Source organism: Pseudoalteromonas sp. SR44-5, assembly GCF_014163675.1.
Taxonomy (GTDB): Bacteria; Pseudomonadota; Gammaproteobacteria; order Enterobacterales; family Alteromonadaceae; genus Pseudoalteromonas; species Pseudoalteromonas rhizosphaerae.
In genome coordinates, this window is sequence record NZ_JACJDT010000001.1 from 157,106 (window position 1) to 173,626 (window position 16,521).

Below are 16,521 nucleotides of genomic sequence, written 5' to 3' on the forward strand. Positions count from 1 at the left end.
ATTAATTCTGCTCTAAAAAGTGATTGAGTTGCAGTGACTCAAAAATAATTTCGTCGTGAGAGAAAACACCAAAACCGGTGTCAGCTATATTGCCAGTCGAAAACTCGAGACTGATGTTATGGTCATTTCTAAACCAATCTTGGTCCCAACGTACTTTGATCCACCCTTGTGAAAAGTTACCTAATGGCAGCTGTTTTCGCCAACCTACACTGGTGATGTATTGCCATGTGCTATTAGGGCGATGTTTATCAGCAAACTTATAGTAACTGGTTAATCCGGCTTGGAAGATTTGCCCTTGATAATATTGATGCCAAGATGCGCCAAAACGCAAAATATCTAGGCTTGTCCAATCGGCATTGGACGTGCTGCCGGCGAGAAAATTAAAGTAACTATCAACCCACGGTTGATAGCGATATTGATATTCGCCTCGCCAACCATGCGGGTGATCTTCGCGATAAAAATTATAAATGTCTGAATTGAGTTTAGGATCAAATAAAAAGTCTTCAATATTAGCACTGCTGTAGCTGTAGAATGGACTTATTTGCCATTGATGACGATGACTTTCATCAATGCGCCAGATCTGACCAATCTGCACATAGGTATTAAATGCATATTGGCTGTCAGTGTCTGCTTGACTTGGTTGCCATGTGGTTTGCAAGGCGCTGTCGACGTACCAAGGACTGTCATGATCTTGCCAAGAATGATAGCCATCAATCGAAAATAGTTCGCTATCTTGTTCGCTCAAAGAGTAAGTAAGATCAAGACGATACCAATTCTCATCGTCACTTAATCGAAACCTAGCGCCAACATCCATACTATGACGAATAGGGACGTTTTCGCTAGATTCAAAAATACCTCGGCGGTCATAATTAATAAATGCTTGCCAGCTTAAGTCGTCTGGATGAAACTGTGCGACCTCAGTTTGCAGGGCACGCTGAGCAACGGGCAGTTGGTAAATTACGGTGTTTGCGAAGCTGTTTTGCTCGGCTTCAAAATTAGATATTTTATGATTGCTTTCACTCAATTGCCAAGTATATAAGCGAACGTGCTTGATGCTGTCGGTGCTGACTTCTATTTTACCTGCTGGGTGGAAAAAGCTGCGTTCAAGGCGTTGTTCAAATTCACCAACAATACTGCTTGGGAGCATTTGCTCGAGCTTAACTAAGCGATCGGCTGGTAATTGTGCGATTAAATGCCGCTCTGGCAGAACAGTGTAAAATAACAAGTTATTGCTAAGCGGTAAGTCATACCAGCGACCATTACGGTACTCTTGTGCGCTGATTGTCATCATTTGTGATAAATAAGGATTAAGCCATTGCAACGAGAGCACATTATCGGTTAGCTCAGTTTTATTAAAACCAAATGCAGTTGGTTTATCAGGTTGTATTGACCAAACTTTTTCCGATGTGGCTAATTTTATTGCAACGTTCGCGACATTCCCTTGGGATAAGTCAGCCGCTGCAGATAACTCTGCGACCGAAAAATGAAAGTTTAAACGAATTTGTTCTGAGCGGGTTTGGCTCAAGTCAATATGTAAATCATGATGTGGGCGTAAGACTAATCCTTGCGTAAAACCGCCTTGGCTACTGGTACGCAGTAATTGGTCGCTATAGCTACTCTCATCTTGAGAATCCACAGCAATGAGTTGCGTGCCAGCAAAGTCAGTATAGTCTTGTAGAGGAACCCACTGGCCATAACTTTGTATACGTGAAAATAACTGCGCGAGTTGTGGAGGTAAGCTCAGGGCATTTACTTTCGCTAAAACTTGCGTGTACTCATTGGTGGTTAGCGTTTTATCCGCTAACTTAAATAAGGTATTATTCAATAACGTCTGCATGTTGATATCGGTGTCATATAGCAACGCCATAAATGGTGTTTGCCAAAAATAGCGGGTTGCCATATTTTGATAATTATACGTTGTCGTCAATGGCTGCGAGAGTATTTTATAGGAAATAAATGTTTGTTGATCACTATATAAGCGAACTGACTCACCAGCTTGTAATGTGATCAACGCGTCACTGGAGATCGACAGCGGTTGAGCATCATTGCGTAATAGGGTTTGCGAGTTAATATCAGAAAAAATTGGCAGTACAGTGTGTTGCGCTGATTTTGATGATTGCGATGTCTGTTGTGCAAACAACCAGCTCATTTTATATTGACCATTTTGAACACTGGTACTGCGCGCTCTTAGGGCAATTGTGAGTGGTTGGCTTTGCGCTTTGAATGTTACCGCTTGGCTTTTATTAACCACCAGTGCTTGTATTAACCCCGTTGGGCTGGCAAGCGTTTGCGTGCCTGGGTAATCAAGTTCGTAGCTGGGCTGTTGAATATCTGCTTCGCTGTAATCGCGCCAATTTAATTTTGCAAAGCTTGTTTGCAATGCCGCTTGATTAGGTAAGTCATGACTTAACCACAATGCGAGTAAGTTTTTTTGTTGTTTGATTGCAAGCGCAATCAAAATGTTCCTACATGGCGCTAATAAATCTAAAGCATTGGCACATAAACCTTGCAGTTTATAGTCTTGCTCTAATGTTTGATATTGTTGTATCAACTGATTGCCAGCATAGGATTTGATAGCCACTTCTTGGCTGCTTTTGTAGAGCCCTTCAAGGTAGCTTTTGGCTAAAGCGTCGCGCCCTTGCGCCATCAAAATAGTGAGACGCAATTGCCACGCTTTAATTGCAATATCTGTATTGGGCACGTTGACTAATTTTTTAATTAATTGCAGTGCCTGAAGTGGATGCTCTGCCATTAAATACTCAGCTTCACCGAGTTGATGTTGCCAATGCATAGTATCAGTGGAAGTTATTGCCGCAGTTTTTGTTTTCAGTGGTTTATAAGGGAGCAGTGCGGCAGTAAACTCATCACCGATTTGGCTAATTTGCTGGGCCAATAAGTTATGAATAAGATTACTTTTTTCTTTTAGCGTACCTGCTTGTGCATAGAGCAATTCATTATTTGGTAAATCTAGTAATTGATCACTTTGCATTACGTATTCAATTGGTTGGCGCTGTTGCTGAAGATTCTGAATGCTTAATTGAGTTGTTGTTAAAGGCACGTTTAACTCAAAAGCGGCAAAATTTTCGCTTTTTAGCAAGGTTAAATGCCATTTTAAGTTACCACTGCGAACTAACAATTGGCTATCGACACTGCTGCGCGCATGCAGTGTTATCGTCGTTCTCACGCGCTGTTTATTGTTTAGAGAAAATTGATGCTGTTGCTGGCCTAATTGATGTATTTGCGCATAGTGCTCTGATAGTACAGGGTAGCCAGTATCATCAACCATCCGCAGTCCGCTAAAGCTATCAAACTGCTTAAATTGACTATTAAAGTACGCTTTATCCTGCGACTTCGGAACAAGAAAATCGCGAGATGAAATTGTGCTAAGTAAATCTTGATAACGACGTTGCGAAAGTAATTCACCACTTTGATAAGGTGAATTGTTTAGCTGTGATAAGTCGTGTTGAGAGTAGATAGCACGCAGCGTGTTGTCTAAATTATTAACCCAATATGGTTGAAACAAACGTTCTTGTTGCTTATCCATTGCTTGATCATCAAAAATTGCTCTGTGATTTTGCTCAAGTTTAATATAAGCGTCTGTTTCACTACGTATAGTTAGGTATTCACCTTTATCTATTGCTAAGTAATCGGTATTGGCCAAACCAATGTGTTGGTCACTATACTCGCTGGCGCGACTGGCAATAACACCGAGCACACTGATCGGTTGCTCATTTACATAGGTATAGACTTTGCCGTTAATATCTTTATTTAGTAAATCTTTGCGCACAGTTAGTTTTAATTTTTTAGCGTGTTGAAAGTACAGTTTTACTTTTTCGCCCGCTTTAAAGTGATAATAATGCTCAATATTTTGACCATATTGTAAACGAGTTACCGCTCGTGGTAGCTTTACGGCGCGACGGAAGCTATCACGGTGACGGTTTGTTTCACCGACCATTGCCGTTAAGGTTACACCTTCATCAAGGTGATTGGTGATTTTTAAAATGCGGTTATATGATGCAATCGGTAACTGACACTTGGCTTGTTCACAGATAAAATCGCGACTCACATTGAGTCTCTGCTGGGCAAGGTGACTGGTCCCCGAGCTGTAAATAAACGAATTAAATGTTGTACTATCCAGCTCCAGCCATTGACCTTTTGCCAGCCAAAGATAACGACTTTGTTTAGCTTCAAAATACATCGCTTGCTGAGATTTATCTAAATGCACGTTAGGTGTCACATTTAGCCACATAGGCGAACTCAAAATATTGTCATTACTGGCTAAGCCGTGTGGGCTCAAAGTAAGCAATAGGCTGAAAATAATAGCAGTTATAGCGTAATGCATATTTTAAATTGACTCATCAAAGTAGGCTGTTGAACAAGTTTCGCGCGTAATATATCACTTAATTCAATATGGAAAAATTCGCCATTGCTTGGCAGAATTTTATTTAAAATATTTTTTGTGCCGCCAAGCTCTGTAACTTCTAACGGATATACATAACTGGCAAGTTGTAATTTGTCAGTTAAACACTGGCTTATTTGCTGTAATTTAGCTGTAGCTGGCTTGGCACCATGACTGATTATTACATCACTATTGCGTGCTTTTTTAGTGTGTCGTTTTTTTGGATCAAAGCCGTGTATCTGATAAATAACGAACTGATCGACTGTGTTGGCGTAGCTTTGAATAAACGCATTGGTAACACTGTAGTGGTATTTACCTAGATCACTTTTTTGTCCATCAGCTGCAAGTGTATTGCGATGTATGGTATTGGCTAAGAAAACCTGGCATTCAGTAAATAGAGCCATCGCAATAGGGTAGCTGTGTTTGTCAAAATAGCGGTGCGGAGCATAGGCAATACACTGACTGCCACTCGACTGGTATTTTATTTCTCCTGCTATAACGTGTTCATCTTTCGTTACTAAAGTTAACGCTGATGTTAGTTCGTTGCCTTGCGCCAAGTTTGTTTGCGTGCTCAGCCATTGCGCTAGTTGGGCTTTTGTAACCGCATAGGCACCATTTTGTGATGACGAACTAGCGTAACTTGCGCTAGTTAATAACAGTAATATTATCGCAAGTAAGCGTTTAGCTTGCATCATCATTCCACCACCTTATTTTTACTTCTTCGTTAGCGTACTCTTCTAATACTGCGATCCAGACGGTTTTATTGCTTGTAATGGTTAAACTGTTGAGCGCACGAACATCAGCATTGAGCTGTTGAGTAATTGCCGGGTAAGCAAATAGTTGACTGTCTTTTGGATGGATCAAAAAGGCATCACTTAAGCGGCTCGGCTGAAGTCCATAGCGCTTGTTTGCAATACTATAATCATGGGTTAAGCCACTTTGGTATTTAGCACGTTGAGCAATATCGAGGATAATGCTCTGCTCAGCATAATGGCTGTACGCTTTTAATACCACACTGTACGGGCGTTGCGTTGGATATGCTAATTTTAGTGGCGTATTTGCCGTAAGTTTATACAACCGTTGTTTAAGCCACGGGCGTTGCCCTTGCCAGTTTTGATAAATTTGTTGGGCATTTTTTTCAATACTTGCTAGTTGTTCAAAGTCAGTGTCTACTAAATTTACTTCTCTGGCTGTTTTGTTGTTTAGTTGATAAACCACACTGCCTGGATCTGTACTTGGCGCATTAGTCGCCGCTTGCAGCAGATGCTTATTTTGCAATGGTGCAAAGTTATAAGGGCTGGGCTCAGTAACTGGGGTAAAATATTTTGTTGGGCTATTGACCAATGCGACATTAGAGATCGGTAATTGTTTAAACAGCTCTCTTGATTGATAGAAACTGTCTTTAATTAGGATCTCTGGTGGCTCTTGGAAAACTCGGATATTGACGTAACTATCTTGTTCAGTAAAGTCGTAATGGTTATCAGCTTTTTGCTCATACCAAGCGGCAATATCATGAAAGTTTGGATCTTCAATACATTTCGTATGGCATACCGTACGTTGATAGTTAAACTGGCTATTACGTGATTTGACACGTACAAGAGTCGGTTGCTCAGTTGTAATTACCAATGCCGCTGCACGTTCGTTAAGACGTAAATAAAAGCTATTTGCTTTAGGGATTTTTTCTCGTTGTGTGGAATCTAGAATAACTCGATCAAATTCAGATAATTCATCGTCATAAGAAATAGTAAAGGTATCAATTGGCTGATTATCTTGATCATAAACAATCACAGTAGCATGACCTCGACTAGATGATCTGAGATCGATGTTAATATCGCTACTTCCTTCAAGTGTGAAGCGAGCATTTAATAAGTTACTTATTTGATAGTAACCATCTTGTGCGGTCGTTAACGGTTGTAGTGAGCTAAAAGACCAATTACTTAACAGTGGCTCGGTGCTGCATATAGTTACTAAACCAATATCTAATGGCTCGGTAATAAAGCTCAGTGGCTGCGCTGTATTTGCGCGATAAAGCACAGTATGTGGTGCAATAAACTGACTTAAATCATACCAAGTTAAATTGATTTCAGCTGATTTGTCCAGACTGAAAATAAGCGAATCTGGCTGTTTTAGTTCAATGCTCGCACACAGTGTCGCATCGGTGTAATAGTCATTTAAATTAAGTTGTTGCTGCGCAAAGTCATAAGTAACAACATTGTAGGGCAGCGTTTCATATAAAATGTCGGCTTTAAAGTCGATCCCAGGAATACCTTGTGGAGCAAGTTTTAGCCATGAATAGGTAACTGCATTGTTTATTTCTGTGGTTGATAACGCATTAACCCCAATACTGTGATATGCGCTGCTTCGCTCTCTTCGCTCTAATGGTAACTTGAGCCACGCGCTGTATTTATCATCATTATCGTTATGTGTTTTAGCATGGACTCGCACTACAACTCCCATAACTTGGCTATCTTCGCTAATTAACTTTAATGATACGCTGGTAACGTTCTTTAATTGTTCTGGGCTGATATAAAAAGATTGCCCAGATGAGACCTGTAAAGCTTGCCGATTTTCAATAATTTGCTTTATTTGTTGCTCATTGTCGGGAGGTGTTAGTTTTGACGCATGGTGATAGACATGACTACTAATTACTTGTTTTTTTTCATTTAAGAATGCGTATTCAATGGCATAGTTTATCGGTTTATCTAAATCCTGTGGTTCAGAAAATATCGCATTTGATAATACTCGGATCGAGTGTGTTCTAGTGCTAGAAAACGAAAAAATCAATGGTTTTTCAGTGCTTAGCCATTGAACGTTAGAGCGTGTCTCTTCATCCGAACGGCTAGTTATAGGTTCAGCTGACTGTATCCACAGATAAAAACTAAACAGCGCAAAACTAAGCCCAGTAAGTATTAGGAGCAATATGAGTATTTTTAAGAGTCGTTTAATAAATTGCATACGATCCCTCAATCATCATAGTGTTAAAACGGTTTTGGTCAGTGAGACGGTTTGTTATCGGATTAAAAATTGCCAACAGCTTACCTTTTTGTCTGATCGCGAGGGCATACTCTTGGCGGCCTTCAAATTCAATTGTTTGTAATTCACAGTTAGCGAATGGTTTACATAGTTGTGCCAGTGCCGTCAAGCGTTGCGTGCTGGCATAATGCTCAATCGTTTTTAAAAAATGACTTTGCTGCTGTGAACTTACAGCTTGCCAATTGGCAGGCGATAATGTGGTTATATTCATTACTTTAATTGTTGGTTGCGCTGAAATCGCGAGCAAGCGTTGTAAAAGACTTTGCTGGTTAACAGAAAATTGCTGTTTAAAATCAGATGCAAGCCACAGGGTTGCTAGTTCGCTGTGGGGAGCAAATATTTGATAGCCAGATTGCGGCGACGTACCAAGCTCTAAACCTCTTGTCGCGGTTTGGCCTTGCACAACTTGGTAATCAACAGCCAAATCTTGCAAACTGTGATTAAGTGTTTGTAAAAGATGCTGGTGGGCGTTATTTGATTGCGTATATTCAAAAGCTAGGGCGGTGGGTCTGATCCATGATGGTGCACTGTGACTACGAATTTGTAAGTTTAAAATGGCATTATTTTGTGCAAACCGTAAATAGCTTTGATGAACCACATTAAATAATGAATCAACATTATTGGGTAATAATACATTCGCTTGTGGATGCGCATAAGGATGGGCACCGGCGATCAGTAAATGCTCTGCCCGGCTATTTACAAATAGTTCAGTGGCAAACTTTAAGGTATTACTTTCAAATAATGGTCGCGGTACTTCAATATTAAGTTGGGTACTTGATGTCAGATTGATGACATAGAAACCTTGACCATAGGCTATTGCAGCCCCATCAACGAAAGGGGCGATAAGTAAAAAGCGACCTTGCGCGTTATTGAGTAATGTTAGCTGATAGCCCATTAGTCTGGCTGTGGCATTAATTTGATTTAGTTGATTGATTATATTCTCATCTACATCTTGATCCGTCAGCTTAGTTTTTAAACGGTATAGAGGGTGTAATATTTCAAATTCCCACAAGGCGGCTTGATTTGCCGTTAATGGTTTATAAGCGCCACTGCCTTTAGCGGTAATGTTGTCAGCAAATAGCTCAATCACTTCATTCAGGCTCTGCGTTGCATAGCTAATTGCGTTGTCATAGTTATTACTTTCATCACGAGATATGTTAGCTAATAACGTAGTGTAGTTATCACTATTTAAAAACACTTCAAACAGCTGGCCATTAAAATTTGCTGCAGGTAAAGAGCTATTGGTTGCTTGACCAAAAAAAGTCTCTTGATGTCCTAATAGCTGTTGGATCAAACGTTGGCTGAGTGAGCTTGGTAACTGATTGTAAATCCAATACTGACTTGTTGCGCCGACAGGGGTTTTGATTAACAAACGATTTGTGCGATTGTTAACTTCCCGTACTTGAAATAGTTGCTCAAGCCCCAGCGCTTCAATAAATGCTAAATAATAAGGACTTTGTTTATTATTATGAGTTAATTCCGTCGTTGGTGTAGCACTGGTACCAAATACTAAGGCACGACTGTCAAAGTGTGAAAATATAAGCCCCGCAGAGTCGCTCGCTAAACTTTCTGAAGTGGGAAATGGTACCGTGACTATGAAATCTGCGCTTGGTTTTCGAGAAATAACAAATAACCCGCGTTGCGAGGTTTTTCTAGCATCGCGAATGTAAATATAACTATCATCAAATTGCAATTGAAAATCAAGTTTAGCTAAGCGCTGTTTATTCAGCAGTAAGTTTTCTATTGAATTAGGGGCTTTATTAATTTCATAAATCGCTTGTTTAAAGTTATTTTTGTCCTGACTAGCTTGATAACTGCTGATGTCTAGTTGTCCTTTATTGCTCGTATAAAGGTAGCTTTTATATTCACTGATCTGTTGACCAAGAGCGCTGACTTTGTTTGTGCTTTGCAATTCTTTAATGTCAGTTGTAACAAATAAAGAAGGGATAAACATGATAATAAAGCCGATCACAATGGCTAACGCACCGCCTAGGATTGAAGTTTGAAAGGTGGCTCGGATCACTAAGCCTAGTGCGCTTTTTTGATATATTTTTAATGCTAAAAGCGTAGACAGCATATAACCAAAAGCAAAGGTATCGGTAACTTTTATTTCAGGGTAGTAGTGCACCACAAAATAATTTAAAAATAACTTATAGATAAAACCGATATTGAAGAAAAATAGCAATAATCTTGCACCTTCAATATTGGCATTACGTAACCGCGTAAAGTTTAATAGCGAAGCACCAATGATCAGTATAATGGCTGTTTCTGCAAAGGATGTGAGCAATTTAGTTGGCTGCATAAGCTGCAGCGCCAATAATGCGGGTAGCATAATGCCATTAAATTCCCAGCCATATTTAATATTGGCACGCGACGCAATAAACGCAGTGATCACCAAAATAATATAGGCTTTTGGTGCCGCTATAATTGATGCGGCAACCGCTTCATACATAATTGCTAAATTGGCGATGCTAAAGTTAGTCATTGGCATGAGTGCAAAACGAACTAATAAGAAAGTAATTAGTAGCTGAACAATGGTAACTTTCATGCCGTACTTAAAGCCACCATTCCACATCACGTTGGCAGTGAGGGCGATAATAACTAACCCCAGGGAATAAAGCTGTGATGAATAATCAAAGGTTATATCCCAACCGCTGAGCACGTTAGCAATCAATGGCCAAAACAAAGTATCCATGACTACACGCACTAAAATACTGATCAAGATAATGGCAAAAAAGCGGTCACGACCAAACATCTCGGCGTAGCCAAATCTTTGCATTACGTACTTAGCGCTAAAGAGCATTAAGCCATACACTACTACCGCTTCAATTAAGATAACGGCGGCTGAGGTTGGGCTAACAATAAGTAGTGGCACTAAATAACCAGGCACAACAAGCCCAGTAAGCGGAAAACCAAATCGTAAATTTAACAAACAAACAACAGTAATGCCTATCCATACAGTGGTGATCACCGATTGACCTAAGCCACCACCTGCTGGAAACAATTGTAAAATAAAATCACCCACTAGTTGATGGCTCCATCAAGTTTTGAGCGTAAAATTGCTGTTGTTTGCATAATGAATCACACAGTTGTTTGCTGTTGGGCATTTGCTCAATAAAAAACGCAATATCAATAAACTCAAATAAAATACCTGAAACCTGAAATGGCTCGCCAGATGCATTTTGTAGATGACTTGCATCCATTGCTCGAACATTGAGTATATAGGTATTTTCATCAAGCTTAGCTTGAAGATAAATATCGCCTTTTTGTAAGGTGATAAAGCGTAATTTACCTTTCGCGGTTTCAGTATCTAAATCAGTAACTAAGCAGAGCAAATCCAATGCTGTCATATCAAAAATAGAGAATTGATGCTGCGCAGCTAGTTTTTCTAACGATTTGTTTATTTGCACCACTTGACCAAATAAATTAAATAATACAGTCGCAGAGCGAACATTATTAAACACATGCTCTAAGGTCGTTAGCTTTTGTTCCATTTCCGCTATCGACGTTTTCACTTGCTGGCTGAGCGGTTCTTGTAATTTCAAAGTGAGTAGTTGAGATAGGGCGCTATCATTAGCATTATTTTGTGATTCAATAATTCGATAATGGAACAGTAATTCACCCACTTGTCCGGCAAAGGCATTTACATTGCGCTCAAATGCTTGTTTGTTAAATTGTGCATCAGGCATTACTGTCATTGCCCAAAAACCACGCACATCACCGGCATAGATCAATGGCACGATATATTGCAGCTCACCGTCACTTAGCTCATTAAAAAATGGGCGCAAAATTGGCACAACACCAAATTCTTTTAAAGCATCTGAATATGGCGCGCGCTTATAATCGCGGCGCATTTCTTTAATATCACTAAGATGGCAATTGACGGCTCTTATTTCGGTTAGTCGGTGATCGCCTTCTTTACGCGCTAAAAATATCGATTTATTCAAAGCAAGTTGTTGAGTTACCAAGCGAATAATCGCATCCCAAGGCGAGCTTTGAGAAATAAATGACTTTGGTAAATAGCGCCCAGCCATTTTCTGTTGAATATTCCCAATTAGGCTAGTGAGCTCCCTGTCTTCGTTGAGTTTTCTAACCAATATTACCCACACTAGTGTAATAAAGGTAAAAATGGTCATCTGGCCAACGGGTAAAAATAAATGCTGAAACACTAAAATAAAATACCCTAAGCCAAACCAACATATACTTGTTAGCACTGCAATTACGATACTGTAACTAATTGATAATTTTTGAAAAGCGAACAGCAGTAGTAAAGAAATACTAAGCAGCAGTAGGGTGCTTTGCCATAGTGTCAGTAGCGATATGCTGCTTTGCTTATCAAGTGTATCGGCAATATAAGCAGTAAGTAATAAATAGTTTGATGTCTGGGTTAATTTAGGCGCATTAAGTTTTACCCCTAAACCAGCATTATGTTGACCGAGAATAATGATTTTGTTTTGTAACTGGCTGGCCATAATGTCCATTGTCATCAGCCGTTCAGCTGAAAACTTTGGCAGTGCAGAAGGGGCTAAAGCGAAGTTAAGCAATACACTTTTGCTACTATCAAGGTCGTTAAACAGTGTCGGCCAAATTGCCAGACATGAGCTGTCAGCCATAGCGGCTAATTCAACATTGTAGCCAGACCAATCGTTTATATGTGGTAGGCAGTAGTCATTTTTAGGGTGTGGGTAAAAAACAGTGTTTTGTGCCATGTCCGTCAAGGTTTTATTTACTGTTAGTTGTTCATTAGCAAAAACCAATACTGCTTTTGGTTGATAGCTTAATAGTTGTTGTACTAGTTCATTATGTTCGCGACTTAAATGCTCACTTTCAATGATCACAACATTGCTTTGCTGGCTTTGTGTAAGATTTGCTAAACGGCTATAGAAAAAGGCATTTGATGAATTAAACAGTGATAATGAATTTGAGATCACCACAATGATAAACAGGCAAATAGTAAGCCAAAAAGAACGCTGGCGTTTAAGTAAAAAAAACTGTTGTTTAAAAGCCACGATTAGCTCCAAAATAGAATAGAGATTAATTAAAGGTGCTATACGTTAGTTTAAACGTAACAGAAGACGTTGCATTTAAACGTAAAAAGTCAAATCCATGGATTTTATCCGTGCGCCACATCGTATCAGTGAAGTTTACTTTTTGTTGCCATGAAATCATTGCCATATCATCCAACGCCAAGCTTGCTTCGCCACTATTTGGCGCAAAGTGACGCAAGGTAACTTTAATACCGCGCGGTGGTAACTGTTCTGGGCCAAGTGTTAAGTCGTCAGAAGGCAGTGAAAAGTCATAGTTTAAGGCTTGCCAGTCATGGTTACCAGCCGGTTCAATATCGACCAATTGAGTAGAAAATTCAAGGCCATCCTCAGCGGTGGTATAAACTATTTTTGCGTCTAGTTTTCCGGCGTTTTCAGCTTTACTGTAACCAAACAAACTAAACTCCTTGAAGACATCAATTGAGCCATCATCATTAGGTAATTCCATTGCACGAATGGTTTGTCTAAATGGGAGCAGCGATGGCGTGTTATCAAACTGGGTGCGAGCAGAGCATAAGCCTTGCGCGCCTGAACGAGCACCACTTAAGCAAGGCGTTACGCTGTCGCCGGTGTGATCCCAACGAGCAACTTCTAGTTGTTCATCATCGTTATCCCAATCTTCAAAGTCACCGAAAATCATTAAATCGCGCCCTAAAGTGACATCACTTGGCGATCCGTCAATGATTTCAAGTTTAGATAAAAATGCTTTTGTTGATGGAGCAAAGTTGCGTAAGTCTAGAATGCTTTGATTTGGGGTAACTGTAACTGTTTCCGTGTGCTGAGAAACAGTCGCTTGATCTGCGGTGAAAAATACATCGGCATAACCATCTCGTGGGATCAAGGTAATGTTATTATCAGAAAACTCAGCCAGACGTCGTAATAAATAATCACTCAAAAAACCATTGGTAAATTTAGGCTGATACCCTTCAACATAAATAGGGTAAGCAAAAGCGCGCTTCGTCATAGGAGATGCATCTTTGTCTACATTTACTAACACCGCAACACCAAGCAGCGTTTCTAAGCGGTCTTGGTCAAACACAAAATTGCCTAAGCCTAAAATGGCAGGTACGCCATTAAAAACTGCAAAGCCTTGGGCAATATGCGGATGATGAGCAATTAATAAATTGGTTTGTTGTTTGGATAAAGAATTAAACCTGCCTTTAATGTAACCGCTGGGTTGATAAGTGTATTCATCACCACCATGCATTTGGGCAATTACATAATCACTATTTTGCACTGCATCATTAAGATAGTTGGAGACTAATTCTGTTTCTGTTAAATCTGCGGCACCGCCTTTTGTGGCATCGGTAACATAGGTAATTGCATGTTCTTTACCTGTAATGGAGGTCGCTGAAAAAAGTCCTAACGTGAGTGTTCCCACATCCATGAACTTTGCTTGGTAAGCACTGGCTATGTTTTTCCCTGCGCCACTGTGAGCAAGGCCAGCGCTATCTACTTCAAGCAAAGTATCATTGAGGCCATCTTCTAAAAAGTCATACACATGATTATTTCCTAGTGCGACGTAATCAATACCAATGGCTTTGATCCCATCTAGCGTCTCAGGTAATGAAAAAAAGCTAAACTCTTTTGTTGGATGTGCTGCTTCAGGACTACTTGTTATCGGTGTCTCTAAGTTTACTGATGAAAAATCAGCAGCTTGAAAAAATGGTGCGACAAAATGTGTTAATGCTTGAGCATTTTCACTGGCTGTTGCTGGACGAATAAGTGCCCCTGCGACATCAGGGATCGCAGCCGTCATAGTTGCCAAAGAGGGATCTAAAAAGCGTCGTGCAAACATAGTATCGCCAGCAAATAGCAGGCTAACCGAGTTACTACTCTTAGCTGTTAGGGTCAGCTGTTGCTGAGCGTTATCAGCAGTAATTTTGACTGTAGCGACAGCAGGGAAGTAACTTTCATCAGCGATCATTAACCGATGGTTACCTGTTGTAATACCTGAGTAATTAATTTGCCCACTGGCATTTGTTTGATACTGCTGTCCTGCAAACTCAACCATGATGCCAGCCACACTATTAGCTTGCTGATCGGTTATTGTGATTACACCATTAAACGTTTTTTTTAAATAATCATCGCGCAGTTGTGCATCGCTCTTTTGGGCTTGTGTTTCGCCTGTATCATAGGGGTCTTCAACCTTACAGCCAGCGATAATTAGGGCTAAGCAGAGAATAGAAAAGAGTTTATATTTTTTAATTTTCAAACAAGCCTCGTTATCACTGTAGTTACATTTTTTAATATGTTTTCATTATACGGATTTTTTGTGGAAATGATATTAGCCAAGTATTTGAATTTTTCTAATATCATTCATGCTAAATTATAGTCAGTTGCCATAAAAAGTCTTTGCAATAATGGTTAGTATCATTTGTCCAAAAATCTTTACAATAGACTACCCAGCGATGGGTAGTTAGCGTATTATTTGCGACATAGTAGGTTTTCTCTTTTTGAGGGTGAAATGCGTTTAGATATCCATTGTGCAGACCGCATCGGTATTGCTCAAGAAATACTCAATATTTTAGTCAACTATCGCGTTGATTTAAAAGGTATTGAAGTTGATTCAATTAACTGTCGTATGTATGTGAGTTTTCCACCGATTGAATTTGAGCAGTTTCAAAAAATCATGCCCTCAATTCGATTAATTGATGGTGTGCAGGATGTACGTACCACCGCTTTTTTACCTTCTGAGCGTGAGCATAATGAGCTCAACACATTGTTGCGTGCGCTACCAGATGGTGTGATCTCAATTGATGCCAAAGGTTGGGTAAGGCTTTGCAACGATGCTGCATGTAAAGACTTACAGTTAACTGAAAAAGAAGTTATTGGTTCAAATATTAATAATCTATTGAAAGGCTTTAACTTTACCCGTTGGTTAGAAGGCAAAGAAGTACTGGGACAAACAACCCGGGTTGAGGTGGCTGGTGAAGATTTTATCGCGGATATCTTGCCAATCGCAGTACCACAAGGCAACGAAGGTGATGTATTAGCCGGTGCGGTGATCAACATCAAATCACAAAGCCGTTTAGGTCAGCAGGTAAGTGCGTTTCGTCGTTATGGTCAAGAAAGCTTTGCAACTATTCACAACTTTAGCACTGCGATGCGTCGTGTGGTTCGTGAAGCGCGTAAAATGGCGCAACTTGAAGCTCCGATACTTATCACTGGTGAAACCGGTACCGGCAAAGAGTTACTGGCACGCGCTTGTCACTATGCATCTAATCGTTCTGTGAAACCTTTTATCGCTTTATCGTGCGCTTCACTGCCTGATGATGTTGCTGAGTCTGAATTATTTGGTTATGCCGGTTATGAAGAAAATGCAGCGCCAAAACGCGGCGTATTAGAGCAAGCGGATGGTGGCACGGTATTTTTAGATGAAGTGGGTGAAATGTCTACCCAACTTCAAACTAAGTTACTGCGCTTTTTACAAGATGGGACATTTCGCAAAGTTGGCGATGAGAACGAAGTAAAAGTAAATGTACGCATTATCGCCGCCACGCAAAAAGATTTACCCGCGATGGTACAAGAGGGTACGTTTAGAGAAGATTTATATTATCGGATCAATGTACTGACTTTAGAAATTGCTCCATTACGTGATCGTAAAGCTGATGTAGGGCCACTTGCAGAACATTTTATTCAAAAATATGCGCAGCAAAATGGTCATGCAATTCCGGAACTATCTGCAGAATGTTTGTCGTTTTTACAAGATTATCCTTGGCCGGGCAATGTCCGCCAATTAGAAAATGCGATATACCGTGCGGTCTCGTTATTAGATGATAACGAGCTGCGTGTTGAGCATTTACAATTACCTACATTTACCCATGATTTAGGGTACTTGGAGTCTGATTTTGAGGGCTCGCTCGATCAAGCTGTAAAGCGTTTTGAGGCTACATTATTACGTAAGTTGTACCCTGCTTACCCAAGTTCGAGACAGTTGGCTAAGCGTTTAGGGTTAAGTCATACCGCAGTTGCAAATAAGCTACGTGATTACGGCATTAATCGTAAAACGGTAAAAGTGTAAACTGACTCAAATCAACAGTG

7 protein-coding genes are annotated in these 16,521 nt (G+C 40.1%); 1 reads left to right on the forward strand and 6 read right to left on the reverse strand.

Features of this window, described 5'->3' with window-relative positions; genetic code table 11:
* Position 1 precedes the first annotated feature (1 nt).
* From H5154_RS00675 to H5154_RS00700, 6 genes are all read right to left on the reverse strand, one after another.
* Entirely contained in the window at positions 2-4,249 is a 4,248-nt protein-coding gene (locus tag H5154_RS00675; RefSeq protein WP_220491208.1) for an autotransporter outer membrane beta-barrel domain-containing protein, read from the reverse strand.
* Between the two features lie 77 nt (positions 4,250-4,326).
* Positions 4,327-5,097, reverse strand: a complete 771-nt coding sequence (locus tag H5154_RS00680; protein ID WP_182717066.1) for a hypothetical protein — start codon at positions 5,095-5,097, stop codon at positions 4,327-4,329.
* Complete coding sequence (locus tag H5154_RS00685) at positions 5,081-7,354, reverse strand: hypothetical protein (RefSeq protein WP_182717067.1); 2,274 nt, start codon at positions 7,352-7,354, stop codon at positions 5,081-5,083. The genes H5154_RS00680 and H5154_RS00685 overlap by 17 nt, the downstream gene beginning before the upstream one ends.
* Positions 7,341-10,457 carry a poly-gamma-glutamate biosynthesis protein PgsC/CapC gene (locus H5154_RS00690; protein WP_182717068.1) on the reverse strand — a complete coding sequence of 1,039 codons (3,117 nt, stop codon included), beginning with the start codon at positions 10,455-10,457 and terminating at the stop codon, positions 7,341-7,343. The genes H5154_RS00685 and H5154_RS00690 overlap by 14 nt, the downstream gene beginning before the upstream one ends.
* Positions 10,450-12,441: a hypothetical protein gene (locus H5154_RS00695; RefSeq protein WP_182717069.1), complete on the reverse strand. Its 1,992-nt coding sequence runs from the start codon at positions 12,439-12,441 to the stop codon at positions 10,450-10,452. Before H5154_RS00695 ends, H5154_RS00690 begins: the two co-directional genes overlap by 8 nt.
* Before the next feature lie 25 nt (positions 12,442-12,466).
* Positions 12,467-14,692: a CapA family protein gene (locus H5154_RS00700; RefSeq protein ID WP_220493341.1), complete on the reverse strand. Its 2,226-nt coding sequence runs from the start codon at positions 14,690-14,692 to the stop codon at positions 12,467-12,469.
* Between the two features lie 252 nt (positions 14,693-14,944).
* On the opposite strand from H5154_RS00700, the gene tyrR reads away from it, so the two are divergent.
* Positions 14,945-16,501 (forward strand): transcriptional regulator TyrR, encoded by a 1,557-nt coding sequence (gene tyrR / locus H5154_RS00705; RefSeq protein WP_149980819.1) that lies wholly within the window; start codon positions 14,945-14,947, stop codon positions 16,499-16,501.
* Positions 16,502-16,521 lie beyond the last annotated feature (20 nt).

Coding starts and splice junctions, on each gene's coding strand:
- H5154_RS00675 (WP_220491208.1), bottom strand. CDS start 4,249: ATGTGGCTAAATGTGACACCTAACGTGCATTTAGATAAATCTCAGCAA.
- H5154_RS00680 (WP_182717066.1), bottom strand. CDS start 5,097: ATGATGATGCAAGCTAAACGCTTACTTGCGATAATATTACTGTTATTA.
- H5154_RS00685 (WP_182717067.1), bottom strand. CDS start 7,354: ATGCAATTTATTAAACGACTCTTAAAAATACTCATATTGCTCCTAATA.
- tyrR (WP_149980819.1), top strand. CDS start 14,945: ATGCGTTTAGATATCCATTGTGCAGACCGCATCGGTATTGCTCAAGAA.